This is a genomic window from Ruegeria sp. O6 (assembly GCF_056535045.1).
Map to the genome: position 1 here is coordinate 64302 of NZ_JBQERM010000015.1, position 24475 is coordinate 88776.

At 58.8% G+C, this 24475-nt stretch carries 25 protein-coding genes; 14 read left to right on the forward strand and 11 right to left on the reverse strand.

Going from position 1 to position 24475, the window contains the following annotated elements:
- Positions 1–52: 52 nt before the first annotated feature.
- A complete protein-coding gene (locus ACR0DY_RS16825) occupies positions 53–628 on the forward strand; it encodes a DUF1285 domain-containing protein (protein WP_267365918.1) in 576 nt (191 codons plus the stop codon).
- Here the strand turns inward: ACR0DY_RS16825 and ACR0DY_RS16830 are convergent.
- Positions 611–1465: a DMT family transporter gene (locus ACR0DY_RS16830; RefSeq protein WP_480482669.1), complete on the reverse strand. Its 855-nt coding sequence runs from the start codon at positions 1463–1465 to the stop codon at positions 611–613. The two genes, ACR0DY_RS16825 and ACR0DY_RS16830, sit on opposite strands and share 18 nt — an antisense overlap.
- A gap of 268 nt (positions 1466–1733) precedes the next feature.
- On the opposite strand from ACR0DY_RS16830, the gene ACR0DY_RS16835 reads away from it, so the two are divergent.
- The gene (locus ACR0DY_RS16835; protein WP_480482667.1) at positions 1734–2498 is read left to right on the forward strand and encodes a hydroxypyruvate isomerase family protein; all 765 of its coding nucleotides are present in this window, start codon (positions 1734–1736) and stop codon (positions 2496–2498) included.
- A gap of 53 nt (positions 2499–2551) precedes the next feature.
- Entirely contained in the window at positions 2552–2782 is a 231-nt protein-coding gene (locus ACR0DY_RS16840) for a DUF2798 domain-containing protein (protein ID WP_480474477.1), read from the forward strand.
- 43 nt (positions 2783–2825) lie between these two features.
- Here the strand turns inward: ACR0DY_RS16840 and polA are convergent, their stop codons facing one another.
- Entirely contained in the window at positions 2826–5627 is a 2802-nt protein-coding gene (gene polA, locus ACR0DY_RS16845) for a DNA polymerase I (RefSeq protein ID WP_480898767.1), read from the reverse strand.
- A 126-nt stretch (positions 5628–5753) separates the two neighbouring features.
- Positions 5754–5933, reverse strand: coding sequence for a zinc-finger domain-containing protein (locus ACR0DY_RS16850; RefSeq protein ID WP_480898775.1), 180 nt, complete (start codon positions 5931–5933; stop codon positions 5754–5756).
- A gap of 87 nt (positions 5934–6020) precedes the next feature.
- Between ACR0DY_RS16850 and ACR0DY_RS16855 the strand changes: the two genes are divergently transcribed.
- Positions 6021–7013: an ABC transporter ATP-binding protein gene (locus ACR0DY_RS16855; RefSeq protein WP_480538568.1), complete on the forward strand. Its 993-nt coding sequence runs from the start codon at positions 6021–6023 to the stop codon at positions 7011–7013.
- Here ACR0DY_RS16855 and ACR0DY_RS16860 read toward each other — a convergent pair.
- Complete coding sequence (locus ACR0DY_RS16860; protein WP_480506580.1) at positions 7010–7474, reverse strand: DUF1203 domain-containing protein; 465 nt, start codon at positions 7472–7474, stop codon at positions 7010–7012. The genes ACR0DY_RS16855 and ACR0DY_RS16860 overlap by 4 nt on opposite strands.
- Positions 7475–7584: 110 nt before the next feature.
- Between ACR0DY_RS16860 and ACR0DY_RS16865 the strand changes: the two genes are divergently transcribed.
- The 3 genes from ACR0DY_RS16865 (at position 7585) to ACR0DY_RS16875 (ending at position 12057) form a co-directional block, all read left to right on the forward strand.
- A complete protein-coding gene (locus tag ACR0DY_RS16865; protein WP_480546890.1) occupies positions 7585–10503 on the forward strand; it encodes an error-prone DNA polymerase in 2919 nt (972 codons plus the stop codon).
- A gap of 48 nt (positions 10504–10551) precedes the next feature.
- Positions 10552–10965: a group III truncated hemoglobin gene (locus tag ACR0DY_RS16870; protein ID WP_480546888.1), complete on the forward strand. Its 414-nt coding sequence runs from the start codon at positions 10552–10554 to the stop codon at positions 10963–10965.
- 153 nt (positions 10966–11118) lie between these two features.
- Complete coding sequence (locus ACR0DY_RS16875) at positions 11119–12057, forward strand: DMT family transporter (protein WP_480546886.1); 939 nt, start codon at positions 11119–11121, stop codon at positions 12055–12057.
- A gap of 59 nt (positions 12058–12116) precedes the next feature.
- On the opposite strand, the gene ACR0DY_RS16880 is transcribed toward ACR0DY_RS16875, so the two are convergent.
- Complete coding sequence (locus ACR0DY_RS16880) at positions 12117–13229, reverse strand: S-(hydroxymethyl)glutathione dehydrogenase/class III alcohol dehydrogenase (RefSeq protein WP_480482655.1); 1113 nt, start codon at positions 13227–13229, stop codon at positions 12117–12119.
- Between the two features lie 130 nt (positions 13230–13359).
- Between ACR0DY_RS16880 and ACR0DY_RS16885 the strand changes: the two genes are divergently transcribed.
- Together ACR0DY_RS16885 and ACR0DY_RS16890 are read left to right on the forward strand one after the other, a co-directional pair.
- Positions 13360–13650, forward strand: a complete 291-nt coding sequence (locus ACR0DY_RS16885; protein WP_267364411.1) for an I78 family peptidase inhibitor — start codon at positions 13360–13362, stop codon at positions 13648–13650.
- 66 nt (positions 13651–13716) lie between these two features.
- Positions 13717–15369 carry a DUF6504 family protein gene (locus tag ACR0DY_RS16890; RefSeq protein ID WP_480482653.1) on the forward strand — a complete coding sequence of 551 codons (1653 nt, stop codon included), beginning with the start codon at positions 13717–13719 and terminating at the stop codon, positions 15367–15369.
- 3 nt (positions 15370–15372) lie between these two features.
- On the opposite strand, the gene ACR0DY_RS16895 is transcribed toward ACR0DY_RS16890, so the two are convergent.
- Entirely contained in the window at positions 15373–16098 is a 726-nt protein-coding gene (locus ACR0DY_RS16895) for an SDR family NAD(P)-dependent oxidoreductase (RefSeq protein ID WP_480546884.1), read from the reverse strand.
- 152 nt (positions 16099–16250) lie between these two features.
- Between ACR0DY_RS16895 and ACR0DY_RS16900 the strand changes: the two genes are divergently transcribed.
- The 5 genes from ACR0DY_RS16900 to ACR0DY_RS16920 are packed head-to-tail and all read left to right on the forward strand — an operon-like array spanning position 16251 to position 20457.
- Positions 16251–17582 carry an NAD(P)/FAD-dependent oxidoreductase gene (locus ACR0DY_RS16900; RefSeq protein ID WP_480898772.1) on the forward strand — a complete coding sequence of 444 codons (1332 nt, stop codon included), beginning with the start codon at positions 16251–16253 and terminating at the stop codon, positions 17580–17582.
- Positions 17536–18081 carry a hypothetical protein gene (locus tag ACR0DY_RS16905; RefSeq protein ID WP_480546880.1) on the forward strand — a complete coding sequence of 182 codons (546 nt, stop codon included), beginning with the start codon at positions 17536–17538 and terminating at the stop codon, positions 18079–18081. The genes ACR0DY_RS16900 and ACR0DY_RS16905 overlap by 47 nt, the downstream gene beginning before the upstream one ends.
- Positions 18081–19304, forward strand: a complete 1224-nt coding sequence (locus tag ACR0DY_RS16910; RefSeq protein WP_480546878.1) for an MFS transporter — start codon at positions 18081–18083, stop codon at positions 19302–19304. Before ACR0DY_RS16905 ends, ACR0DY_RS16910 begins: the two co-directional genes overlap by 1 nt.
- Before the next feature lie 38 nt (positions 19305–19342).
- Positions 19343–19918: a DUF3833 domain-containing protein gene (locus tag ACR0DY_RS16915; protein ID WP_480546947.1), complete on the forward strand. Its 576-nt coding sequence runs from the start codon at positions 19343–19345 to the stop codon at positions 19916–19918.
- Positions 19915–20457: a DUF3833 domain-containing protein gene (locus ACR0DY_RS16920; protein WP_480482641.1), complete on the forward strand. Its 543-nt coding sequence runs from the start codon at positions 19915–19917 to the stop codon at positions 20455–20457. The genes ACR0DY_RS16915 and ACR0DY_RS16920 overlap by 4 nt, the downstream gene beginning before the upstream one ends.
- A 30-nt stretch (positions 20458–20487) precedes the next feature.
- Here the strand turns inward: ACR0DY_RS16920 and ACR0DY_RS16925 are convergent, their stop codons facing one another.
- The 5 genes from ACR0DY_RS16925 to ACR0DY_RS16945 form a co-directional block, all read right to left on the reverse strand.
- A complete protein-coding gene (locus ACR0DY_RS16925; RefSeq protein WP_209505213.1) occupies positions 20488–20712 on the reverse strand; it encodes a hypothetical protein in 225 nt (74 codons plus the stop codon).
- Positions 20713–20974: 262 nt separating this feature from the next.
- Positions 20975–21427: an SRPBCC family protein gene (locus ACR0DY_RS16930; RefSeq protein ID WP_480482639.1), complete on the reverse strand. Its 453-nt coding sequence runs from the start codon at positions 21425–21427 to the stop codon at positions 20975–20977.
- Positions 21428–21526: 99 nt separating this feature from the next.
- Positions 21527–22339 (reverse strand): XdhC family protein, encoded by an 813-nt coding sequence (locus ACR0DY_RS16935; protein WP_480482637.1) that lies wholly within the window; start codon positions 22337–22339, stop codon positions 21527–21529.
- A 13-nt stretch (positions 22340–22352) separates the two neighbouring features.
- Positions 22353–23543: a vWA domain-containing protein gene (locus tag ACR0DY_RS16940; RefSeq protein ID WP_480898777.1), complete on the reverse strand. Its 1191-nt coding sequence runs from the start codon at positions 23541–23543 to the stop codon at positions 22353–22355.
- Positions 23543–24409, reverse strand: a complete 867-nt coding sequence (locus ACR0DY_RS16945; protein ID WP_480482635.1) for an AAA family ATPase — start codon at positions 24407–24409, stop codon at positions 23543–23545. Before ACR0DY_RS16945 ends, ACR0DY_RS16940 begins: the two co-directional genes overlap by 1 nt.
- Between the last annotated feature and the right edge of the window lie 66 nt (positions 24410–24475).

Genomic DNA, 24475 nt, shown 5'->3' on the forward strand with positions numbered 1-24475 from the left:
CGTGGACGAATATGATTGAAGTGTATCGCGCTGAGAGGAAATGGCAAAAGCAATGAGCGGACAAAAACCTGTGAAACCCTCGCCCGACGGATTGGCCGCATCGGTAAAAGCCGCCAAAACCCGGGGTTTACCGCCCGTTCACCTGTGGAATCCTCCGTTTTGTGGCGATCTGGACATCCGTGTCGCAAAAGATGGTACATGGAGTTATTTAGGCTCGCCCATCAATCGGTTCGAGCTTGTGAAGCTTTTTTCCTCAATTCTTAAGAAAGAAGACGGGAAATACTATCTGGTCACGCCGGTTGAAAAGGTGGGAATCACTGTCGAGGACGCGCCGTTCATCGCCGTGGATTTCGAGCAAACCGGCGAAGGTCGGACGCAAGACCTGACCTTTCGCACACAAGTGGACGACATCGCTGTTGCAGGGCCCGCGCATCCAATCCGGATTGTAATCGATCCTGAAACAGAAGAACCGTCACCCTACATACTGATCCGCACGAACCTCGAAGCGCGCATAGATCGCAAAAGCTTCTATCGCCTTGTCGAGATTGGCGGCCACCATGAGGGCTGGTTTGGTGTCTGGTCAGGTGGGCAATTCTTCCCGCTGATCCCTTCAGCCGATCTTGGCTGACCGTGGAGCGCGATCCTGGGCCAGCACGACGGCCAAGGCGACTACGCCCGCGCCCAGCGCACGGGTCCAGTTCCAGTCTTCCCCCAGCATCAGCATGATCAGCATCACGTAAAACGGGGCGATATTGATGTGAAACGAAGCCAGCGCCACGCCCAGCTTTCCCACGGCCGAGATGAACAACACTTGGCTGAGCCCCAGTGATATCAAGGCATAGATCCCAAGCATCCCCCATTGCTGCCCATCAATGGCGGCGGTTGGCAGCACATCCATGCCCAGCTGGGCCGCCCCAAAACTCAGCACTGCGGCCATGAGCAACCCACCGACGAAAGTAATTGTACAGCGCCCGATCTGACTGAGTTCGGGGAAGTCGCGCGCAGTGGCCATGCTACCCCAGCAAAACAGGCCCGTTGCAAGGATCGCCAGAACCGCGCCCAGCCCCAGCTGTTCGGGCGCGGCGGTGCTGGTTGCAATCAGCCCACCCAGAACCGACACCAGAACACCCAACGCAAAGGTCCACTTCAGCCGTCGGGTTCCTGCCATCAGCTCCAGTACCGTTGCAAGCAAAGGCGCGCAGGATGCAATGATCGCGACTGTCACCGGGTCCGTCATTTTCTGCGCAACGATCAGCAGAAACATGGCAAAGCCAAAACCAAAGCCGCCGACAACCATCGCCCGACCCCATCTTGCGCGTAACACTCTGCTGGGGCCATCCAGCAGGATCCAGACCGGTATCAGAACGGCAATCGCCAGCGCCAGGCGCGCGGTCAGCAATGCAACAGGGGGCCAGGTTTGCAGCAAAACTTCCGCCGCCGGGAACCCCGCTGCCCAGGTAATCATGGAGGCAACCGCCAGCCCATTCCCTGACAACGCAGGGTTTCGGCCACCAGACATAGCGGTAGTTGCCCCGCGTACGGGTTCCGGGCTCATCGCCATTGGATTCGGACCTTTTGTTAAGACGGCACCCGTAATGACGCGCCGTGCTGAGCGGACCCTTGCTGATTCGGTGCAAGCGATCTGGTCGATTTTCGACAATCTGTCGTTTTCGATCCCTTCCCCGAAAATCATCCCTTGGTTATGGTCGGATCAACACAACCACTGACCGCTCATGCCCAGATTTGCTGCCAACCTTTCACTGCTATTTACCGAAATGCCTTACCTGGAGCGATTTCAGGCTGCGTCAGATGCCGGGTTCACAGCGGTCGAGGTCTTGTTTCCTTACGACATCGCCGCGACGGAAACCCGCCGTGCCTTGCTTGCCAACGGGTTGGAGCTTGTGCTGATCAACGCGCCACCGCCCAACTACACCGGAGGTGCGCCGGGTTACGCCGCGATCCCCGACGGTCAATCGCGGTTCCAGTCGGACATTCGCCGTGTCCTGCGATATGCAAGGGTGCTACGCCCCGGCCTGATCCACATCATGTCCGGATACGCTACCGGGCCGGATGCATTGAGTTGTTTTGTGCAAAATCTGCAATGGGCCGCCGATTTCGCCCCACAGCAACAATTCACCATCGAGCCGCTCAACCCGGTTTCACAGCCCGGATATTTTTTGAACGATTACGATCTGGCAGCAGAGGTGCTCAACCAGGTGGATCGCCCGAATGTCGGCCTGCAATATGACAGCTTTCACGCCCATATGATCCATGGCGACGCGCTGGCTGTCTGGGACCGCTTTCATCCGCAGGTGGTCCATGCCCAAGTTGGCGCAGCCCCGGATCGCACGGAACCGGGTCGCGGACCAACGGATTTCAAGGCCTTGTTCTCGGCCATGGACGCGGCAGGTTATAGCGGCTGGATCAGCGCGGAATACACACCCTCAACTCAACGCACCTGCGACACACTCGACTGGATGCGGGACTTGCACTGGTAATTTTCATTCAGATACCGCACATCAAGGGCATTGCGACCATTAGGATGCCTGCCTTGATACCAGCCCGCTATGCCCGTGCCGTTTTCAGCCTGATCATGTCCGGCCTCATGTCCTTGATTGTAACGGGGATCGCGACGGTCAAAGCAATCGGGTTTAACCCCGGCACAGTTGGCGACTGGATGGCGTCCTGGGCATTTTGCTGGCCCATTGCCTTCACCGTAATCCTGCTGTTTGGCCCGTCCGTGCAACGAATGGTGAACCGTATGGTCAGGCCGCAGGGCTGACCCGCTGCAAGGACAGCCCGCCGAGGACTGATGAACAACGCCGCTAGTGCGCCTCAGCCCAGTTTGCACCCTTCCCGGCATCCACGACCAGCTTCACATCCAGTTTGACCGCAGGATCCGAAGCGCCCTCCATCACGTCTCGGGCCACGTCGATCACCTGATCCACTGCATCTTCGGCCACTTCGAACAGCAACTCGTCGTGAACCTGCAACAGCATCCTGGCAGGCAACCCGTTGATCGCATCGGGCATTCGCACCATCGCGCGCCGGATCACATCCGCCGCCGTACCTTGAATTGGCGCATTGATCGCTGCGCGGCGCGAGAACCCGGCATGTGGCCCTTTGGCATTGATCTCGGGCGTGTGAATCTTGCGCCCGAACAGGGTTTGCACATAGCCGTGCTCTTTCGCGAATTCGACTGTGTCGTCCATATAACGGCGAATGCCTGGGAAACGTTCGAAATAACGATCAATAAAGCCCTGCGCCTCGGCCCGCGGAATGCGCAGGTTTCGGGCCAGACCAAAGCCCGAGATGCCGTAGATCACACCGAAATTGATTGCCTTTGCCTGACGGCGGATATCAGGCGTCATCTCATCCAACGGCACATCAAACATCTCGGACGCGGTCATGGCGTGAATATCCAAACCGTCCGAAAATGCCTGTTTCAGAGCCGAAATATCGGCGATATGGGCCAGAATCCGCAACTCGATCTGGCTGTAGTCGAGGCTTACCAACACATTGCCCGGCTCGGCGATGAAAGCCTCACGAATACGCCGCCCTTCTTCTGTCCGCACCGGAATGTTTTGCAGGTTCGGATCGGTCGAGGCCAGACGCCCTGTATTTGCTCCGGTGATCGAATAAGACGTATGCACCCGACCTGTGTCGGGGTTGATATGGGTCTGCAGCGCGTCGGTGTAGGTCGATTTCAGCTTGCTCAGCTGCCGCCAGTCCAGAACACGGCGCGGCAGTTCATGCTCGGTTGCGAGGTCTTCCAGAATATCAGCGCCGGTCGAGTATTTGCCGGTCTTGCCTTTCTTGCCACCTTCCAGACCCATTTTGTCGAACAGGATTTCGCCCAGCTGAGCAGGCGACCCGACATTAAAGCTTCCTCCGGCCAGCTCGTGAATTTCAGCCTCTAACCCGGCCATTTTCTGGGCAAATGCGTTGGACATCCGGCTCAGGACATCACGGTCGACCTTGATGCCATGCATCTCCATCTCGGCCAGCACCGGCACAAGCGGCCGTTCCAGCGTCTCATAGACCGTGGTCACCTGCGCCCGGTGCAATTGCGGCTTGAACAGCTGCCACAAACGCAAGGTGATGTCCGCATCTTCGGCGGCATAAGCCGTGGCCTCGTCAATTGCGACCTTGTCGAAGGTAATTGCCGATTTTCCCGACCCCAGCAGCGGTTTGATCGGGATTGGTGTGTGGCCCAGATAACGCTCGGACAGGGTGTCCATCCCATGCCCATGCTCACCGCCATGCATGGCGTAGGACATCAGCATCGTATCGTCGATGGGTGCCACGTCGATGCCATACCGCATGAAGATCTTGGCATCATATTTCATGTTCTGCCCGATCTTGAGGACCGACAGGTCCTCGAGCATCGGTTTCAAAAGCCTAAGGGCTTCATCCAATTGCATCTGCCCCTCGGCCAAAGCATCCGAGCCAAACAGATCATCCGCTGATCCATCGCGGTGGGTCAACGGGATGTAACAGGCTTCTCCGGCCTCGACACACAGCGAAATTCCCACCAGACCGGCAATCATCTCGTTCAGGCCCGTGGTCTCTGTGTCTACAGCAACCCAACCACGCTCATAGGCCTGGTCAATCCACTTTTGCAGGGCCGCTGCATCACGCACGCATTCGTATTTCGAGCTGTCAAACGGGATCACCTCGGCCTCGACCTCTGCCACCGCTGGCGCAGGGGCGTCGGCAATCACCGGAGCCTCAACCCCCAGCTTGTCAGCGATACGCTTGGTGAGGGTGCGGAACTCCATCTCAGCCAAAAACGCCAACAGCGTGTCCGCATCGGGGTCCTTCACCTCAAGGTCGTCCAAGGTGAAATCCAGCGGAGTATTCTCGTCCAGTTGAACCAGTTTCTTCGAAAGCTCGATCTGGTCTCGCATTTCGATCAGGGTCTGGCGGCGTTTAGGCTGCTTGATCTCATCTGCCCGGTCCAGCAGGGTCTCCAGATCGCCGAATTCGTTGATCAGCAAAGCCGCCGTCTTGACCCCGATTCCCGGCGCCCCCGGAACATTGTCGACGCTGTCACCGGCCAACGCCTGAACATCGACCACACGTTCCGGTCCGACCCCGAACTTCTCGACCACGCCATCCCGGTCAATGCGTTTGTTCTTCATCGCATCCAGCATTTCGACGCCGTCCCCGACCAGCTGCATCAAATCCTTGTCGGAACTCACGATGGTCACACGGCCACCTGCATCCCGCGCCTGAACGGCGAGGGTCGCAATAATGTCGTCAGCCTCATAACCCTCCATCTCCTTGCAGGCGATGTTGAACGCTTTTGTCGCCTCGCGGGTCAGCGGCATCTGTGGGCGCAAATCCTCGGGCATCGCCTCGCGGTTGGCCTTGTAGAGGTCGTAAAGATCGTTCCGGAAAGTATGAGAACCTTTATCAAAGATCACTGCCACATGGGTCGGCGCATCTGCCCCGGTGTTTCCCTCGACATATTTCTGCAGCATGTTGCAAAAGCCCGAAACAGCCCCAATCGGCAACCCATCCGACTTGCGGGTCAGTGGCGGCAGCGCATGATAGGCCCGGAAAATAAAGGCCGATCCGTCGATCAGATGCAGGTGACACCCTTTTCCGAAATTCGTGGTCATTTCGCGCCCTCTCTGATCGTTTGCGAAAACACTAATGCCACGGGCGCAACGATAGAGCCACCCGCACCGCAGCCGCAAACTTCATCTTTTCATAAATACTCAATGCCCACACAGGGCAACACAGGCTCAGGCGTCAGTCTGATGCCCGGCCAGAACATATTTGCAGTCGCAATAGGGGCATTCAACCCAGCCTGCGTCTTCTGGAATTTGCAGCCACACGCGCGGATGGCCCAACGCACCTTCGCCGCCATCACAGGCAACACGGGCGGTTTCGACGATCTCGGTTTCCGGCGCTTCGATGGTCACGGCTGGCGATCCTTCTTCGGTTGTCGGCCACGCGGGCATGTATTAGGTGCGTTTATGAGCGATGATCAAACCGGGGGCAAGTGCCACATGTGCGACGCGGCAATCAGGATCGAAGGGCTGCGCAAAACCTATCGCGGAGGCAAGGGTCAGCCCGAAAAGCATGCGCTGAAAGGCATTGACCTGACCGTCCCGCGCGGCTCGGTTTTTGGTCTGCTGGGCCCGAATGGTGCCGGAAAATCGACCCTGATCAATATTCTGGCTGGTCTGGTGGTAAAATCGGCGGGTCGCGTGGCGATCTGGGGCTTCGACCAGGATCAGAATCCACGCCAGTCGCGATCGGCCATTGGTGTAATGCCACAAGAGCTCAACCTCGACCCGTTTTTCACCCCGCGCGGCGCGCTTGAGGTTCAGGCCGGTCTCTATGGCGTTCCGAAATCCCAACGGCGCAGTGATCAGATTCTGGAATTGGTCGGTCTCAGCGACAAGGCCGAGGCCTATGCCCGCACTCTTTCGGGCGGTATGCGGCGGCGGTTGCTGCTGGCCAAGGCACTGGTGCATCACCCGAAAATCCTTGTGCTTGATGAACCCACAGCGGGTGTGGATATCGAACTGCGCCAGATGCTCTGGGCCAATGTGCGCAAGCTGAACGAACAGGGCATGACCATCATCCTGACCACCCACTACCTGGAAGAAGCGCAGGAGATGTGCGACGAGATCGCCATTATCAACCACGGTGAAAAGGTCGCGCAGGACAGCACCGCCAACCTGCTGGGCCGCATGGACAGCCGCACCATGGTGATTGTGCCCGACAGCCCGATCATTGATCTGCCTGCGTCAGAAGGCGTCGAGGCAGCTCTCCGCAATGATGGCAGCCTTGTCCTGCAATACCGAAACATCCAGACCAGCGCCGAACAGGTTCTGGAATCGGTACGCGCCGCGAATATCCGCATCCGCGACGTCCGCACCGAAGAGGCCGATCTTGAGGACGTATTCCTTGCCCTGACCTCGTCCCGTACCGAAGATCATCCGGCGGATGATCAGGATCAGCCACGCCGGGGCATCCACCGCGTCAAGCTTTAAGCCCGGTCTATTCGCGCCTGATAGCAGTTATTCCGCGCAGATCGCACGTGAATATAGGCAACGTCGGATCGGGAAAAGATATCCCTGACTTTTGCGCCGATCTGATCCGTCGGCGTGATCGCCCCGGTGCCATAGACGATCCTGTCATCCGTACCGTAGCCCTTGATCAGATAGTCGGGCGAGGTGGACAGAATTTCGGGCAGCGCGTCTTCCTCGTACCGGTCACATGGTGTTGCACACAAAAAGATCGGGCCGGTTTCCGCATAGGGATGTGTCTTTGAAAAAGGTCGATGTGCCAATATCAGCATCTCATCGCCCTCGGGGATATGTCGCAGGCAGTGGCGGCACGGGTTACCTGCACCCGTCGAAACAGCGCGTTCCGGCGTTGAACCATATGCATCCGCGCCACCTGCCTGAAGGGCGCGTACATCGTTGGTGGGCAAAGCGGTGATTTTGAACATCTCGGATCTCCTTTTTTGCTGACCATGCCCGTGCGACCGGACCCAATCGACCCGTTTCCTGCGCAAAGGACTCGAAAAAGAACAAAACGTGAATATAATGTGGAATCGCCATGTATGCCGAGCTGTCGATCACGTCGAATTTTACCTTCCTCACCGGGGCGTCGCACCCCGAGGAGTATATGGAGCGTGCCGTCACCCTGGGCCTACCCGCCATTGCGATTGCCGATGACAACTCGGTCGCCGGGATCGTCCGCGCCCATACTCAGGCGCGCGAGATCGCCCGCAAGGTCCGCGAACGGCTGGCGTGGGAGGCACAGAATACCTCAATCGGTCCACCCTGCCCCGATCACATCCCCAGGCCGCCCTCCTATCCCATCCACGCGGTTCCCCGCCTGATCCCGGCGGCGCGGCTGATCTTCACCGATGCGCCCACGGTCACCGCTCTGCCCCTGAACCGGCAGGGCTGGGCCAACCTGTGTCGCATCCTCTCCAAAGGCCGCCTGCGCGCCGAGAAAGGCGACTGCATCCTGCACCTGTCTGACCTGCTCGAATTTTCCGATGGCCTCCACCTGCTGCTGTGGCCACAGGCGGCGGGCTCTCCGGGCGGCACGGGCGCGTGGCGGACACAGGCGCAGCAGCTGACGCGCCGCTTTGCCGGGCGGATGCATCTGTTGATGCACCCCCGGTATGATGGCGCCGATAGCGCATTTTTCTCTTTATTAGAGACTGAAGCAAAACAGCTTGGCATCCTCACGCTCGCCAGCGCGACACCGATGATGCACCACGGCACCCGCCGCAAACTGGGCGATGTGCTGACTGCCATCCGCCTGCGTCGCAAAGTGGATGCATTGGGTCGGGACGCTTTGGCCAATGGTGAACAGCGCCTGCGCTCCGAGGCCGAGATGCTACGCATCTTCAAAGGTCATGAGGGGGCCGTTGCCCGCGCTTATGCGCTCAGCGAACAACTCACGTTCTCGCTGGACGAGCTGCGTTATGAATACCCCAACGAGGGCAGCACACAAGAAACCCCGACCCAGCGCCTGCACCGTCTGGCGCATGAGGGGTTGAAATGGCGTTATCCCGCCGGGGCGTCCGAAAAGGCGAAAAAAATGCTGGCGCATGAGCTGACGCTGATCGGCAAGCTGAAATACGAACCCTACTTCCTGACCGTCCGCGATATCGTCCATTTCGCCCGTTCGCGCAGCATCCTCTGCCAGGGGCGCGGATCGGCTGCCAACTCGGTCGTTTGCTTTTGCCTCGGCATCACCGAGGTCAGCCCCGAGATGGGCACCATGGTGTTTGAACGCTTCGTCTCCGAGGCGCGCGATGAACCGCCAGACATAGACGTCGATTTCGAACATGAACGCCGCGAAGAGGTGATCCAGCACATCTATGACCGCTATGGCCGCGAACGCGCGGGCCTCTGTGCCACGGTGGTCCATTACCGCGGCAAACGCGCCATCCGCGAGGTTGGACGCGCCATGGGCCTGACCGAAGATACAATCTCGGCGCTTTCCTCACAGCTTTGGGGCTTTTTCTCGGCCTCGGGGCTTGAGGCGCAACGGATGCGCGAAATTGGCCTCGACCCCGAAGATCGGCGCCTGAAACAGACTCTAATGCTGGTTTATGAGATCGACGGCTTTCCCCGCCACCTCTCGCAGCATGTGGGAGGATTCATCATCACCGAGGGTCGGCTGGATGAGCTTGTCCCCATCGAAAACGCCACGATGGAGGGCCGCACGGTCATCTGCTGGGACAAGGACGATATCGACAGTCTTGGCATCCTCAAGGTCGATGTCCTCAGCCTCGGGATGCTCACCTGCATCCGCAAGGCGTTTGACCTGATCGGCCAGCACCACCAGACCAGCTATACCCTCGCCACCCTGCCACCCGAGGATCCGGCAGTCTATGACATGCTCTGCAAGGCGGACAGCATCGGCGTGTTTCAGGTGGAATCACGTGCACAGATGAACTTCCTGCCGCGGATGCGGCCGCGTAATTTCTATGATCTGGTGATCGAGGTTGCTATCATCCGCCCCGGCCCCATTCAGGGCGACATGGTCCACCCCTATATCCGCCGCCGGAACGGAGAGGAGGAGGTCAGCTTCCCCTCGGACGCGCTGGGCGAGGTGCTGGGCAAAACGCTGGGCGTGCCGTTGTTTCAGGAACAGGCGATGCAGATCGCCATTGTCGGCGCGGGCTTCACCCCGGAACAGGCCGATCGGCTGCGCCGCTCGCTGGCGACCTTCAAGAAACATGGCAATGTCAGCGAGTTCCGCGCGCTCTTTTTGCGCGGGATGAAGCGCAACGGGTATGAACAGGATTTCGCGGAACGTTGCTTTTCCCAGATCGAAGGCTTCGGCTCGTACGGTTTCCCCGAAAGCCACGCGGCCAGTTTTGCGCTGCTGGTCTATGCCTCGGCCTGGATCAAATGCCACCATCCGGGCATCTTCGCCTGCGCCCTGCTGAATTCGCAGCCGATGGGGTTCTACGCGCCGGCCCAGATTGTGCGGGATGCGCGCGAGCATGGGGTGCAGGTGCGCCCGGTCTGCATCAATGCCAGCTTTTGGGACAATGTGATGGAGCCTGATGGCCATGGCGGGCTGGCGCTGCGGCTGGGCTTTCGCCAGATCAAGGGCCTGAGCGAGGAAGACGCCAGCTGGCTGACCGCCGCGCGCGGCAACGGCTACACCCAGGTCGACGATGTCTGGCGCCGCGCAGGCCTTGGACCATCGGTGATCGAACGGCTGGCCGAGGCTGATGCCTTCGCCGCCTGCGACCTGACCCGGCGCGAGGCGCTGTGGCAGGCCAAGGCAATTGCCACAGCCAAGCCTCTGCCCCTGTTTTCGCAAGATCTGGAGGGCGAGGCGCTGGACGAACCCGAGGCTTATCTGCCGCAAATGACGCTGGGCGAACAGGTGGTCGAAGATTACGTCGCCACCCGCCTCAGCCTGCGGGCGCACCCGGTGGCCCTGCTGCGGTACCTGCTGACGCCGGATGGGCGCGACAAAACCACCTCTGTTCCGTAACCCCGGAACACCCTATCTGCCGAAAACAGAGTCGAAATTCAGGCCGTCATGACCAGACCCATCCTTCCCCCGCGCTTTCCCGCGACGCCCGCGCAGATCAACGCGCAAGTTCGCGCCTTTTATGCCCGTGTCCGGCAAGACACGGTTCTTGGACCCGTATTCGCAAACCACGTCACCGACTGGCCCGCGCATGAAGACAAGATCGCCGCCTTCTGGCGCAATGCCATCCTGTATGAGCGCTGCTATGACGGCAATCCGCAACGGGTCCATATCGAACGGCCCGATGTGAAACCGGAATTCTTTGCCCATTGGCTGGATCTGTTCGAGGAGGTCGCCGCCCGGACCCTGCCCGCGGAAACGGCCACACCGTGGGTCGCCTTGGCCCGCCGCATCGGTGTCGGCATGAAGGCAGGTGTCCAATCCGCACGACAGCCCAAAGACGCGCCGCCGATCCTGCGATGATCCCGGATCATGGCGGCCATGCGATGTTAGCGATAAAATAAGGGCTATTCGCGCCCTCGGAATAGGGTTAAGCAGCACTACGGACAGCCGGGAACCCTGCCTGCGCTGCTATGATGTATCGTCACCATACCAACATAGGCCGAGGCCGGATTGATGAGTGCTCAAAACAACACCCTGCGGGGGCTTGGCTATGCATTTCTGGGATTTGCCGTCTTTGCCAGCCACGACGCGCTGATCAAGGTGCTGGGCGGCACCTATTCAGTGATGCAGATCATCTTTTTCGCCACGCTGTTTTCGTTCGTTCCAATGGCCGTCACGATCCTGACCGACCGCACGACGGGAAACTTTCTGCCGCATCACCCATGGCTGGTATTGCTGCGTTCGGGCCTGATGGTTACGGCCATGTCCTGCGCGTTTTACGCGTTTTCGGTTCTGCCACTGGCCGAGGTCTATTCCCTGCTGTTTTCATTCCCGTTGATCGTCACGGTACTGTCGATCCCGATACTGGGTGAAGTGGTCCGCGTTCAGCGCTGGGCTGCGGTTGGTGTCGGCCTGATCGGCGTCCTGATCGTTCTGCGCCCCGGTGCAACGGATATCACACTGGGCCACATGGCCGCCCTGATGGCCGCCTTCTGCAGCGCCTTTGCCTCGGTCCTGGTGCGCAAGATCGGGAAGGAGGAGCGCTCGGCCGTGCTGATCCTCTATCCGATGCTGCTGGCTATCGTCGTGACGAGCCTTGCCCAACCGGCTGTATACCAGCCGCCTTCCCTGCTTCATCTGGCGATGATGGCGCTGGTTGGGGTGTTCTCGGTCATCGCGCAACACCTGATCATTCTGGCCTACCGCGCCGCACCCGCCGGTGTCGTCGCCCCCAGCCAATACAGCCAGATCATCTGGGCAACACTGTTTGGAATGATCTTCTTCGACGAGCGCCCTGACATCTGGGTCGCCGTCGGTGCCAGCATCATCATCGCGTCCGGCGTCTATGTTGTTTGGCGAGAAAGCCGGGCCAACACCACCTCGGTCAACACCCCGGTTCTGCGGGTTCGGTCGCCGCGTTCAGATACCGGGGCGTCACGGCCTGGAAAGTAGGTCCAACAAAAACGGCGCGCCGATCAGCGCGCCTTGGTTGGAAAACTGTGGATTTTCTCTTAGTAGATAACCACCGAACGGATACTTTCGCCCTTATGCATCAGGTCAAAGCCGTGGTTGATGTCGTCTAGACCCATGGTGTGGGTGATCATCGGGTCGATCTCGATTTTGCCTTCCATGTACCAGTCGACGATCTTGGGCACATCCGTGCGCCCACGCGCGCCGCCGAACGCGGTACCGCGCCATGAACGACCGGTAACCAGCTGGAATGGCCGGGTCGAGATTTCGGCCCCTGCAGGTGCCACACCGATGATGATCGACTCACCCCATCCCTTATGCGCTGCTTCAAGTGCTGCGCGCATCACGCCGACATTGCCTGTGGCGTCAAACGTATAATCCGCTCCGCCCTTGGTCAGGTTGACGAGATACGGCACCAGATCGCCTTCAACTTCAGACGGGTTCACGAAGTCTGTCATGCCAAACCTGGTGGCCATTTCCACCTTGGAGGGGTTCAGGTCGACGCCGACGATCTGGTCTGCTCCGGCCAGACGCAGGCCCTGAATGACGTTCAGGCCGATACCGCCCAGACCAAACACGATTGCGCGGCTGCCGATTTCCACCTTGGCGGTGTTGATGACCGCGCCGATACCGGTCGTGACACCACAGCCGATATAGCAGATCTTGTCGAACGGCGCGTCCTCGCGCACCTTGGCCAGGGCGATTTCAGGCAGAACTGTGTGGTTCGAGAAGGTCGAGCAGCCCATGTAGTGCAGGATCGGATCGCCATCCGAGGTCGAGAAACGAGAGGTGCCATCGGGCATCAGGCCCTTGCCCTGGGTTTCCCGGATCGCCTGACACAGGTTGGTCTTGGGGTGCAGACAGTATTCACACTCGCGACATTCCGGCGTGTAAAGCGGGATCACATGATCGCCCGGCTTCAGGCTGGTTACGCCCGGACCCACTTCGACCACCACGCCTGCGCCTTCATGGCCCAGAATGGCCGGGAACAAGCCTTCGGGGTCGGCACCCGACAGGGTGAATTCGTCGGTATGACAGATACCGGTGGCCTTGATCTCGACCAGAACCTCGCCCGCCTTGGGGCCTTCGAGGTTCACATCCATCACTTCCAAAGGTTTGCCTGCCTGAATGGCGACGGCGGCACGGGTACGCATGCTACTTATCTCCCTGTCACTTTTGCCCCGACCCTGCGTCAATTACAGGGTGTTTTCAACCGTGCTTTCATGGCAGGTTGGCTAATTAATTGATATTGCAGAAACGACATTGCCAGAATGAGGAACGCCAATGCACCGATTTTTCCCGATCCTGTTCTTTCTGGCGGCCTGTGCTGAAACCCCGCCCGCGCCCGAAGACGCTTTGCTGCCGCCGGAACCTGCCCCGGTCGATCTGGCCTTTTGTCAGGGAGAAGATTTTTCCGATACCGTTGGCCAGCCGGTTTCGAACATTCAGGCAAACCTGCCCGCACGGTCGCGCGTGCTGGGCCCGGATGGCATCGCCACACAGGATTACCGCATCGACCGGCTGAACGTGTACGTGAATGGCGACGGGATCATCCTGCGGCTGACCTGCGGATAAGGGCGGACTCGACTCAGGCATCGATTCTCACTTAAGAACAAAGTAAGAACATTGTGATGCCTGCAAATGCCCAAACGCCGAATACTTTCGCTATGGTTCCCCCGTCTGGGGGCTGAACGGCTGATCCGCGCTGCGCGGGGGTTGCATACCGGGCCTTTGGCCATCGTGGCCGAACAGTCGAACATGCAGGTTATTACCTCAGTGAATGCCGATGCGCAGGCTGTCGGGCTGCGTATCGGCCAGCCGGTGCGGGATGCTCATGCCATGTGTGCCAACCTGATCACGCGGCACCGTAACGCCCCGGCCGAAGCCGCGTTCCTGGCCGCGTTGCGTCGCTGGGCGGGAAAGTTCAGCCCATGGGTGGCCGAAGAGGCCCCGGACGGGCTGATCGTCGATCTGTCAGGTTGCGCCCATCTGTTTGGCGGAGAGGAGGCGTTGCTGAACGTTCTTGAAACCGATTGCGCGGATATGGGCCTCAGCGTACAGATTGGCATCGCCGACACGCTGGGCGCAGCCTGGGCTTTGGCGCGCTATGCGGGGCAGGCGGCCACATCCGACCGCAATGGCGACGCCATCAGTCAGGAGGCCCGTGCCACCCGCGCCCGGGCGGGTAAACGGCGGCACTGGACCAAAGGCGGCACCGCGCCGCAAGTGAGGGCCCTGGGTGGAGGCGCGCGGATCGCACCGCCGGGTCAATCTTATGGCGCACTCAGCCCCCTGCCTATCGCCGCGCTGCGATTGGAAGATCAGGTTGTCGTGCAGCTGAACCGTCTGGGCCTGCGCCGCATCGGCGATCTGCTGGGTCAACCCCGCGCCAGCCTTGCGCGGAGGTTTGGACGCGGGCTGGTTCTGCGGTTGGATCAGGCCATGGGCAGCGCGCCCGAGCCTGTTTCGCCCGCCCGCCCGCCGCACCATTTCGCGGTGCGGATGACCCTGCCCAACCCGATTGGTCTGGTTGAGGATGTCATGGCTGCGGTTGATCGGGTTCTGCCAACGCTTTGCACCAAGCTGGAAGAAAAGGGGCGCGGTGCCCGCACCCTGCGGCTGGAGGCGCACCGCGCCGATCAGGCAGCTGAGGTTATCGAGGTCGGCCTGGCCCGCCCAACTTACGATAAATACCGCATTCGCCCTTTGTTAGAGATGAAAGTTGACAAGATCGACGCAGGCTACGGCATCGACATGCTGCGGCTTGAGGCGGTTCAGACAGAACCCATCCACGCCCGTACCGTGGCCGGCCATGCCGAAGCCCGCCGTGTGGCCCGCAACCGGCTGGCGGGCAACACCGCCGTGGATGATCTGATCGGCAAGCTGGGCGCGCGGGTGGGGCTTGAGGCGATCACCCGGCGCCATCCCGCGGCCTCGCACATCCCTGAGAAAACGGCGCAAACGCTGGCGGCGGCATGGTCGGAACCTGCCCGCGACTGGCCTGCGCCGCCACGCCCCCGCCCCCTGCTGATGTGGCAGCCTGAGCCGGTGATGGCACCGGAAACCCCTGACGTGCCCAGCGCCTTTCGCTGGCGCGGGCGTAACTGGCAGCTGGCGCAGGCCACCGGCCCGGAACGGATCGCACCGGAATGGTGGCTGGATGACCCGAACTGGCGCAGCGGCGTGCGGGACTACTGGGTTGTGGTGACACAGCAGGGCGAGCGGTTGTGGCTGTTTTACGGCCATGGCGGAACCATGTCTGCAGGCTGGTTCTGTCACGGGCAGTTTGGTTAGGGTCTATTTCCCTCGGTACACCAACAGATCCGGCAGATAGTCAATCAGACGGATAAACCACGAGAATGGTGCAGGAAAATCCGTACGGAAACGGCGCCGCGACATCGCCTTGACCACACGACCCGCCGCATCCTCGGGGCTCATCAGCATGGGCATCCTGAAGCTGTTTTTCTCAGTCAGTCGGGTCTTGATGAAGCCGGGATTAATGATCCGCACGGTCACGCCGGTGCCCGCCAGATCGTGGCGCATCGTTTCCGCCAGAGAAATCAGTGCCGCCTTGCTGGCCCCATATCCGATGGCCGCTGGCAACCCGTGATAGCCCGCGAGCGACCCGATCAGCGTAATATCCCCCCGACCTGCCTTGACAAGGTCCGGAACGGTTTCACCCAACACACGCAAAGCACCCAGATAGTTCACATCACCCATCCTGAGCGACGCTTCTGTATCCCAATCCGCCGAGCGCACGGGGTCATACGCGCCGGCATTGTAAACCAGCCCATCGACCAGACCCGCCTCGGCCACAGCCCCGCGAACAGAGTCTAAATCGGTGACATCGCACCGGATCGCACGGGCATTGGGAAGCTCGGAGCAGATGTCAGCCAAACGTTCGGAATTACGCGCCGACAAGATCAAATGCGCGCCGCTGTCGCTTAGCGCATTAGCCAAAGCACGACCCAAACCTTCGCTTGCGCCGATGATCCAATAGGCTTTTCCGTCAAAGCTGCTCATGCACGGGCCGATTCAGTCATGTTTCACATTTTACGGGCCCGTGACGCAATTGGATCAAACGGGATCGCACCTCTGGTAAAACTTCCAACCGGATTGATCCAACTGCACCTACCCCGCGTATTTCATTCTAAGAACCACATAACGAGGCTGGAATGTTCGACGAAACCCAGGGTGTACGGAAGAAAATCGCAGTTATTGGTGCAGGTATTTCAGGCCTTTCAGCCGCCTACTACCTTTCAGAAAACCACGACGTGACCCTCTATGAGGCGGAACCGCGTTTAGGTGGCCATGCCCGCACTGTCATGGCCGGGAAGAACGGCGATCAACCGGTGGATACCGGTTTCATCGTCTTCAACTACGCAACCTATCCTTTTCTGACCCGACTTTTTTATGAGCTCAATGTTCCCGTTATCGAAAGCGAAATGAGTTTTGGTGCGACAATCGACAATGGTCGTATCGAATATGGTTTGAACAATCTGCGCACCCTGACCGCGCAGAGGCGCAATCTTGCGCGCCCCGCCTATTACAAGATGATTGCCGACATTCTGCGCTTTGGCAAAAAGGCTCCGGAGGCTGCAAGAGACGACGACACCACGATTGGTGAACTGGTGGATCAGCTTCGGCTGGGACACTGGTTCCGCCACAACTATCTGATGCCCATGTGTGGGGCAATCTGGTCAACTCCGGTTGAGCTGGTGGATCAGTTCCCTGCACGCTCATTGGTACAGTTCTTTCGAAATCACGCCCTTCTGGCCAGTGGCCGCGCAAATCAACACCAGTGGTACACAGTAAAAGGTGGCAGTATCGAATATGTCCGCCGGATCGATGCCGCCCTACGGGCACGCGGGGCAGCAATCCGTTTGGCCAGTCCGGTTCAGAACATTTCCCGGAGTGAGACAGGTGTTACGGTCCGCAGTCAGGGTGCGGTGGATCAGTTTGATGAGATCATCCTGGCTACCCACTCTGACCAGTCGCTTGCCATTTTGGGCGGGAATGCCACCCCGGCGGAAACCGCTGCACTGGGCGCAATTCGGTACCAACCCAACACCGCCACCCTGCATTGTGATCCTGGCCAGATGCCAAAGCGGCGTGCGTGCTGGTCCAGCTGGACCTATCGATCACAGGCCGGGGACGTAGGCGTTACATATTGGATGAACCGACTTCAGAACATACCGGACAACGACCCGCTTTTTGTGACGCTGAACGCCCCAACAGAGATTCCATTGGATAAAATCTATGACCAGGTCGAATTTGCCCACCCGGTATTCGACAAAGCCGCCCTGAAAGCACAGGGGCATATTCGCGAGATACAAGGACAGAACCGAACCTGGTTCGCCGGTGCGTATAACCGGCACGGATTTCACGAAGACGGGATCGCCAGCGCGATGCATGTAGTTGAGCGGATAAATGGCACCCCGCAAATAATCGGAGCTGATTATGCCATTCTTGGACAAGATCCGGCCATCTCTGTTGCCGCCGAATAGCGGGATGCTGCGCGCGACCCTTTTGAGCCTTTCCTTGCTGGCCCCCACTAGGTTGATTGCCTCGCCAGTGACGGAAGAGTTGGATGGTGCACAGCTTCTTGGCACTGCAACCTTCCGCTATCTCGGGTTTCCGATCTACGACGCCAAGCTTTACACACCCAAAGGTGCTTCGTTCAGCTGGAGTGTAGATTTCGGGCTTCAGCTGACATACCGTAAAAGCATCAAGAAGAATGCGCTGGTCAACTCGACGCTCGACGAGATGAAACGCGTCGGCCACCCTGCCCCGATTGGCGACCAACTGGATGTATGTTTTAAAGGTGTCACCAAGGGTGACAGCTATCTGGCGGTGTCCGACGGGCCAGACAAGGTCAGTTTCTGGCTGAACGGTCGAAAGACCTGCACAATGGCATATCCGGGCATCAAACGCAGTTTCATGTCGGTTTTCCTCGGCGAAAACACACGGTCAGCGTCCTTCACCCAGATGCTTCAGGGAAAGTGATGCTTTACCCTCGGGTCAGCTTATACGCGCTGATGCTCGCTGCGGCGGGCATCCCGCTATACATTCATCTACCGCGTTTTGCGGCGGTGAATCTGGGCATTGGACTGGGGGTGATTGGCACCGTCTTGCTGATGATCCGATTGGTCGATCTGGTACAGGACCCACTGATCGGTTGGGCGATAGATAGATGGCCCGGTGGCCAGCTTGTCTTTGCGTCCATGGCAGCTCTCGGCCTTGCCATTGGATTTCCGGCGCTGTTCAGCCTGCAACAAGGCGCAGATGTACTGACATTGATTGTTCTTCTGATACTGTTGTTTTCGGCTTATAGCCTGGGGACTATCCTGCTCTACGGGCGAAGTGCGACGCTGGCGAAACGCGCTGACGCGAAGGAGTTGATGACCCTCGCCGCTTATCGGGAAGGCGGACAACTGACAGGCGTTATCATCGCGGCAAGTGCCCCTGCCCTTTTTGTTGCTGCCGGAGCCCACGCGCAAGGCTATCCCGCGTTTGGTCTGTTTCTGGGTCTGCTATCGGTCGCAACCCTTTTGTTGACCGTTCCGATCTGGCGGCGGCCCGCAATCACCGGATCCGGTCTGTCTTTCGCAAGCCTTGGCCAGGCCGGAGGTTTGCGCCTTTTGGTGCTGGCTTTGATCAACAGCCTACCCGTGGCCATTACATCGACCCTGTTTCTATTTTTCGTAGAGGACCGATTGCAATTGCAGGGTAAGGCCGGGCCGCTGTTGATCCTGTTTTTCCTCAGCGCAGGCGTAAGCGTGCCGCTTTGGGCTAAGCTCAGTAACCAAATTGGCTCGAAACAGACACTGATGATTGCAATGCCGCTTTCCATCGCGGGGTTTATCGGTGCCGCCACACTGAGCGCTGGGAACCTCACCGGTTTTGCGGTGATTTGCCTCGCCTCGGGTGCCGCTCTGGGCGCGGATATGGTCGTGCTGCCCGCCATGTTTTCGGTCACATTGACCCGAGCCGGTCTTAACGCGTCCACAGCGTTTGGTATCTGGTCCTTTGCTGGCAAGCTGGGCCTGGCCCTGGCAGCCTTTTTTACCCTGCCATTGCTGGAGCGCAGTGGCTTCACCCCCGGTCAAACCAATTCCGCCCAAGCGCTTGATACACTCAATCTCGCCTACGCGGTGCTGCCCTGCATCCTGAAACTTGGGGCCTTTGGAATGGTCCTGACCCTGCCAACCGAGGTCACAAGCAAGTGAATGCTTTCGCCATCATCCTGCTGGCTCTGCTGATTGCAATGTTTGTCCGCGCCCGACTGCTGAGCTTTCGTGCGCAGAGCCCGTCAGACTATGCCGGTACCGGGCCCACTTTTTCGCTGAAGAAGCATTTGAACGGTGAAATCCTGTCCGAAGGTCTGATCTATGGCCCCAATGGCAGGATGTCGAACAGCTTTGTGGCCCGCATGGTTGGTGAGTGGAATGGGAACACAGGCACACTTTCCGAGTTCTTCACGTACTCAAACGGCAAAAAGATGAACCGTAAGTGGTATCTGACGCTGGACACCAGAAATACGTTTACGGCAACGGCAGAGGATATCGTTGGCGAAGGTCACGGCACGATATCCGGCGCAACGATCAAGCTGACCTACAGGATTATTCTGCCCAAGGACGCAGGAGGACACACGCTTGATGTTACAGACTGGATGTATTTGACAGAACAGGGCGTCATCATGAATCGTTCCGAGATGCGTAAGTTTGGCATCAAGGTTGCTGAGCTCGTTGCAACAATGCGCCCGACCCCCAAATCACATCCGATCCACGTAGGTGGCGCAAATGAGTATAGCACCACTTCAGAAAGGCGGCTGGTGCAATGATCACAGGTCGCTCTCTGATTACATGCGTTTCCGTCGCAAGCTTTGCACTTCTGGTTGCCTGCTCTGGCAAACCGAAGGTTCCGACAACCTTTCTGTCTGAACGGCAACTGAACCTCGAGGAATTCTTCGACGGAAAGACCGTGGCTTACGGGCAGTTTCAGGATGTGTTGGGGAATGTTCCACGCAGATTTGAAGTCGATATCGACGGCACATGGGACGGGAAAACCCTGACACTGGTCGAGGATTTTATCTACGACGACGGCGCAACTGAACAGCGCATCTGGACGTTGACAAAGACTAGTGATGACACGTGGGCTGGTACTGCACCCGGTGTGCTGGGAACCGCCAGCGGGACCGAAAGGGGCGACACCTTCAACTGGAAATACAAAATTGACCTGCCTGTCAAAGATGGCACGATGCGCGTCAGTTTTGACGACTGGATGTGGCTGCTGACCGAGGACCGTCTGTTAAACCGCGCTTACGTCTCACGCTTTGGCGTACGCCTCGGCGAAGTTATCCTGATCTTTGAAAAAGGATAGATCCCGCTGTTCCCAACCAGACGTTGCCCATCAATAAAATATGAACTCGTCCACCGGCACCTGTACCAGTCGCCTTGCTGCGCCAGCCATGTTTGCACTTGGCCCATCCGGCGTTGCAGCATCCTGGCGGGCTCCGACTTCAGTTTTCAAACGGGCACGCTCAATCTCGCCCCACAAGAAAAAAAGACCGTCCCGTTTGCCGACAAGACCGGCAGGTATCGTGGTCCGCAAAACACGAGTTTTTGCCTGTGACATCTGCTCTCTTACTGCCTCCGGTGTTTTCCACCTTTTGCAGAAAACCTACCGGTTATTTCGGGAAAAGCCAATTTTTTATGGGCAGAACCCGATTTTCAACCCCCCGTTGACAGGGGTGTTCGCAGCTCTCGCTGAAGGGTGTTGTCCTGACTGGGTATTTGCAGGCACCGCCGATTGCCACACATTCTGTTTAGGGCGGGTTTCCCCGGCGTGTCGACAGTGGTTCCTTCTTTGACAACCTCTCGGCTATGGATGCCCCGGATCATGCCGCCGACTGCTCTGACACAATCTCTCCGAACCGCGTAAAGAACTTTGCCGACAACTTCTTTGCGGTTCCTGCAATCAACCGACTGCCGAGTTGCGCGATCTTGCCGCCAACATCAACTTTCGCCGTGTATTTCAGTACGGTTTCGTCTCCTTCTTCGGTCAACGACACGTCTGCGCCGCCCTTGGCAAATCCAGCCGCCCCGCCCTTGCCTTCACCCATCAGAGAGAACCCATTTGGTGCATTGGCTGTGTCCAACGTGACCTCACCTGCAAAGCGCGCTTTGACCGGGCCTATTTTCAGAACAACTTTCGCCTCAAGCTCGTTTGGTGATTTCTGCGTCAGTTCCTCACATCCCGGGATGCATTCCATCAAAATGTCGGGATCGTTAAGCGCGCGGTAAACGACGTCCCGTGGCGCTGCGATACGGATTTCATCAGTCAGTTCCATTCAGGTCTTTCCTTTGTTCAACAACATCTTGGAAATAGGCGCATTGCAGCCGTTTCTATCCTTTGAGCCAGCCACGCAGGCCACATGTGGCAAAGGTGTTCAAGCAAGCTTTTCATCATGCGGCACCTTTGCTGCCTTTTCACCGTTCCGCCACATCACAATCTCGGCCAAAATCGACAGGGCGATCTCATGCGGATCTATGGCATGTATGTCCAACCCCGCCGGGGATTTCAGGCGCGCAACTTTCAAAGGGTCCAATCTCTGGGCGATAAGCTTTGCAGTCAGCGTAGCTGCCTTGCGGCGACTGGCCACCATCGACACACGTGCCGCATCGGTTTCCAAGGCCGCCTTCAAAGCGGACGCATCGCTGCGCCCCTGCGCAGCCACCACGACAAAGTCCCGCGGCTCCACGCCCAGCGCATCGACCTGAGCCAAGGCGAACCGCACATGGTTTCCAGCAATATCAAGCCCATCCTCGACAACCGTGCGAAATCCGGCCAGCGATCCATGTGCCGCCAGAGCTTTGGCAATCGACCCCTCGCCGAAAATCACCAGCCGGGGCGCGTGTTGATAGGGCTCGACCAAAAGATCAACAGTGCCACCGGACGGGCACCCACTTTTGAACGTTTGCACACCATCGGGATCGGTCATTTTCACCACCTTTTCCGAAGGTTTGACACGGATAATCTGCGGCACCCCGGACGTCCAAGCCTGTTGCGCCGCGGCCCGGACTGCGCGCTGCACACAAGCCCCGCCAAGATGCCCCAGAATTTCACCCGCCCGGGTAATCGCCGCCTTCCCCCCAGCTTTGGCCGAAGTCGCATCCGCCGTGCGCAAAACCGTCGCCACACAAAATGCCTCTCCGGTTCCGCGCAGCTGATCGATAGTGTCAAAAATGTCGAAATTCGCCAAGGTCAGACTCCTTTCACAGCTTTTGGAACTGCGGCTCAAGCGCCGCCAATGCATCCAGTGTATTGGCCGGCAAATGCGCATCCAGATAGGGTTCAGCCGCCTGCATCGCTGCCGCAATAGGTTGATAGTCCTTCCAGCCCTTCAAGGGGTTCAGCCAGACGATCCGGCGAGCCTTGCGCCTGATACGCGCCAGCATATCCCCCAGAGCCTGCGGATCAGAACTGCAATATCCGTCCGACAGGATCAGGACGACGGTACGCCCGTTCAGTGCCCGCGCGCCGTATCCCGACAGATATCGCTCCAGACTGCCGGAAATATCGGTACCGCCGCCGAAGCCTTCGGCCATCAGCGACAATCGCCCCGCAGCCCGGAGGGTGTCATGGTCGCGCAACGCATCTGTAACCCGCATCAATCGTGTGTGAAACAAATACGCATCCGCCTTGATCCCGCTGCCGATCAACCCTTTCAGGAAGGCCAGAAACACGCGTGAGTACGCGGTCATCGAACCACTCACGTCGCACAATGCCACAATCCGCATCGGGCGCGGTGGCCGCGCTCGGCGATACAGGTCCAGCGGCTCACCGCCACGCGCCAGACTGGCGCGCTGTATTCGGCGCATATCCAGAACAGCCCCGCGCAACGCCCGTTTCCGGCGGCGCGATCGCCTGTCCCGAAATGCCCGCGCCAAGGTCAGCGCGGCTGTTTCAGCCTGTTTTAGGGCCTCTTCATCCATCAACTCTCGCAAGTCCCGGCGTGACAGGTTGGCCGTTCGCGTGGCGATCAACTTGCCGTCCACCCCTTCGGCTTCCCCTTCACCGCAGTCAGGCGTAGTGGTCACTTGCGCCGACCCGGATCGTGGTTCGTCCTCACCCTGAGTTCTGGTCTGCCAGATCATTGGCTTGGCTGACTGCACCCGCACATGCTTGTTTTTCGCTGTTCCCGAACGCTGTACGCCAGCGTTGAACCAATAAGCATCGAACAGTTCATCAAACCGGCGCCAATCTTCCGCTTCTCCGGTCAATACCGCGCACATGGCTTGTCGGGCCTGATTGGCATCCGTTGCATCCACTTCGGACAGGGCGGCAAGCGCGTCCCCCGCGTCCAACGCCCCCATTTGCATGCCATTCATGCGTAGATGCGCTATGAAACCCGACATGCGGTCGGTAAGGCCCAAAGCCCGGGCAGGAAAGCGGGTAACCTGCATCACGCGACCTTTCCGATCAGGCGATCCATCACCTCGGGCGGTGCCACACTGTAATCTGCGGCAGTTTTCAGCAAACACACCAGCGTCGCCTGGACGTCTTCGCGGGATTTGACCAGATCATTGACACCCAACCCGGATAGGGCCGCTGCCCAATCCAGCATTTCTGCGATGCCCGGTTTCTTCTCAAGATCTTCCTGACGCAGCGCCTGTACAACCCCGATGATCTGACGCGCCAGAATCCCCTCGATTTCAGGCAGTCGCGCCCGCAGGATTGCCTGTTCGGTCTCTCTCGAAGGATAGTCAAGAAAGCTGTACAAACACCTTCTGCGCAGCGCATCCGACAAATCCCGCGTCCCGTTGGCCGTCAGAATGACGACAGGCCGCACATGTGCCTGCACAGTTCCCAACTCGGGTATGGTGATCTGAAAGTCTGACAGGATTTCCAGAAGATAGGCTTCGAATTCCTCATCCGCCCGATCTATCTCGTCAATCAACAGAACCGGCGGTTTCGCCTCCAAAATCGCCTCTAACAAAGGCCTTTTCAGTAAATATTCATCCGAAAACAGCTGCGCCTCCGCGACGCCGCCTTGCGCTTCGCTCGCCCTTATCGCCAATAGCTGTCTTTGATAATTCCATTCATAGATGGCATGACTGGCGTCCAGACCTTCGTAGCATTGCAGACGTATCAATCGTGTATCGCGCCATGCTGCCACCGCTTTGGCCACTTCGGTTTTCCCCACGCCCGCCGGCCCCTCCAGCAACAAAGGGCGCCCAAGTTGCTGCGCCAGATGCAGCGCCATGGCCAACCGATCATCGGCAACATAGCCCTGCGCGGCCAGCCCGTTCTGCACATCTTTAAAGGTCAAAACCAGGATCCTATCTTCATTTGGCCATAAATATCCCGGGGGAGGTTCGGAGGGGGCAGAGGCCCC